The 3353-nt window shown below is 32.1% G+C and carries 2 protein-coding genes; both read right to left on the bottom strand.

Annotated features, from left to right (window positions below; translation table 11 throughout):
• On the bottom strand, positions 1–2642 hold a 2642-nt coding region (locus AC4FQX_RS15010), incomplete at its 3' end, for a hypothetical protein (RefSeq protein ID WP_491168531.1).
• A 555-nt stretch (positions 2643–3197) separates the two neighbouring features.
• Positions 3198–3353: type IX secretion system membrane protein PorP/SprF (locus AC4FQX_RS15005; protein WP_491168532.1), on the bottom strand; the 156-nt coding region annotated here is incomplete at its 5' end.

The raw sequence follows: 3353 nt of genomic DNA, 5'->3' as shown, positions 1-3353 counted from the left end.
GCCTCTAATAGAACATTGTCTCCACATAATTCTACAGAGACCTTTTCTTCTACAGCCTGATTTACCTTAACATTAACAGAACCTTTTAGAAAACATCCTGCTGCTGTGATTATCTCGACCTTATACTCTCCACTATCTGCGGAAGTTAAATTTTCTTTAGTTAAACGAAGCCCGGTAAATTCAGAACCATCTGGTAAAATCCACTTTACGCTAGCTAACGGACCTAAAGGTTCTAAGGATAAATTTAAAGAATCTCCAAGACAAAGCTGGGTTTCTCCTACAATACTGTTATCCAGATTTTCAATACGTCCCAGTTTAAAAGTATATACTATCTCAAAACAATTCGCTACCACTTTTACATCATAAGAACCTTCTTCTAAATCTGTAAAAACCGGTACTGTTTGTCCTTTAGCCGGGAAATTTGCTTCTGAACTTTTTTTAATAAAATAGGTTTTAGTACTGGATGCATTATTAACCGCAACCACAATACTTCCTTTTGTATCTTTACCGCAGATAACGCCTCCTGAATTTGCTAAATCAAACGTGGGGAAATTTGGCAATACTGATATCGGAACAATTTTTGAGGTTTCAAAAATATCTTCAGGAGCTACAAACTTATTACTCCCTTCCTTTCTGCTTATAGCTACTTCATAATCACCGGGAATCATAGCAGAAGAAGTAAACCTATAACTTCCTGTACCCATAATATTTACCCTATCTATACCAAAATAACCTAAACCTGCTGGTCCGGAGACCAACCGCGGATAAGCATATACATAACCATAAACAGAATGGATCGGTCCATTCTGCTCTACTCGTTTCCCTTTACCGGTTATTCTGACCTTTCCTCTAATAATATAACGATTACAATAGTTAGGGCTCTCTGAATAGGTTACTTCTTCTAAAACAACGCTCGAAATATAACTTTCTAAAACAACGGTATATTCTTGGTCAAAACAACCGGAATCTTTAACTCTTATTTTATAGGTTCCCTGTTCTAATTTATCTCCTAAACCGATATTAATCAACTTTAGTTCCGTTGGATTTACAGATGTTTTTATATTGATTACTGAAGGTCCTTCTGTTGCTGTAATTGTTACCGGAAAAACTAATCTCATGGATTTTGATAAACCTCGTAGTACAAGAGCAGACTTCCCCATATTATTTAAACTGGGACCATCAATAAAAGTCAATCGATCTTCAATCGGTCTAGTTCCAAAATACTGTGGATCAATATACACGTCTGACGGATCGTTTTGTCTTGGTTTTGATGAAGTAGACGAAGTATGGTTTAGAAAGGTATATCTTTTCACTTCATCACCATTATTATCAACAATTTTAAAAGTATATGTTTTTCCTATATCCAATAAATAATTACTAATCCATTTTTCTCTGAAAACAGTATCTCTTTGCACATTTGCTGTTCCTTTTTCTGTAACTTCAACAATAAAGGGGTAACAACCACTTCCTGTCGTAGAACCCGAAAAGGCATTAAAAGTTGCCTTTACCTTTGTAACACTATCACAACTGGATGCATTCGGGTTATCGTAAATAGAAATATATTTATGATTCGGAGGAATTTGTCTAAAACTGCTGTAGTTTGCCAGATTTAATATATTCGTTTTTGTAATATCACAAATAGTAATCGTTAATTTTACAAGTCCCCATTTGGACCTGTCTGTAGGTAATGGATAATCGCCGCGAATTACATCAGAATAATTCAGATCATCATATATATCAAAACTCCCTGATTCATTTTGTACTTCTAATTTATAGGTTATTACTCTACCTTTATAAAAAGATGGTCCTCCGGGAACAGTCGTAACATCCTTTACCTTATCATTAGAATTTGAAGAACCACCTCCCAATATCATTAAAGGAGTTGTTATACTTGCCTTTTTAATACCGGAACAAACATCTCCGGGTTTATTATACTCTACATCAAAATAACCTTCATTCGGTTGAGAAGAAGGTGTACCTATTGTAAAATCGGTATAGAGAACATTTGGTTTTACAATTATGGTAGTAATGTTATAAAATACAGTTCCACAGGCATCTGTTCCTTTTAAACGATACTCACCAGCTGGTAAATTTTGAAATCTGGTAGAATTAAAATTCCCTTCTACTTCCTGAATCACATCGCCTTTTTGATTCACTAAAGAAATAACATACGGTTTATTTCCTCCTGACCAACTGGCATATATTTCTCCTAAAGGGTCTGCTATACTTCTACAATAAGCAAAATGATAAGCAGTCCCGGATAAAATCGGGGAGGATGCATCATGATTGTTTGTAATTTCTATACTTTCATCAGATTTAACAAATCTGGTTCCTTCATAATAACCATAAAAATAATTTCCCGGCTTTAAATCCTTAAACAAAGGATCTCCTTTCTGAATCTGAATACGCAATTCATCATAAGGGGCTTCTACAATACCATAAACAATAGGATTGGGAATACCGGAACCAATAACCTCAACTTCAATTATTCCACTATTTAAACAAAATGAAGGTGTTGCTTTTGCATTAATAGTTATTTGTCCGAATGCTACTAAAGGAAACAAAAAAAAGAACAACAAAAGAGCAACTAATCTACTATTAACTACTTTATTAAAAACGAAAAAAACTTTTTTACTTATCATAAATCAACTTATTTAAAAAAACAAAAACAGAGAGGAGGCTTAAATTTTTAAGAATAGAAAAACCTATAAATTCATCTGAAAAAAGAAACTTTCTATTACCTGTTTTAATTAACATTTATACTAATTGGATAAATCAATCCTAATTAAAACATAAGTCTGATTATACAAGACATATCTTACATGTCAAAAATAAATTAATAGGTTTTTCTGTTTTATTATTACACTATTATTATTATTTCGCTAAATTACAAACTATAATTTTAATTATAATCAATAACATTAAACTAATACTAAAATATTGTGTTTTATATTATATATTCAAAAACTATCTAAATGAAAAAAAACAAACTGTATGTTTAATGAAAAAAAATAGATTTTAGTTCGTCTTTTAACATTTTAGTATTGTTAAAATAGACAGATTTTTAAGGGTTTTAAAAAAACCTAATGTAAGATGTAAAAAGTAAAAAGTGAAATGCAATTAATAGCTCTGCTGACTAATTACATTTCACTTTTTACTTTTTACATCTTATGTTTTACAAAAAATATTTTACTTTTTTATGGAAGAGCTGTTGCCATACAAGGACAATCACTTATTCCCTGGAACAGGTCAAGTCCCAGAGTAACCATATGTGTTCCTGAGTTATAGCCCATAATACTATTAGTGGTCACCTGATACGAGTAAGCAAAATAGAAATTTGACTTCTTTAGTCC

This window comes from Flavobacterium sp. AK-301, from assembly GCF_058310215.1.
This window is presented reverse-complemented; position numbering and strand designations above follow the sequence as displayed.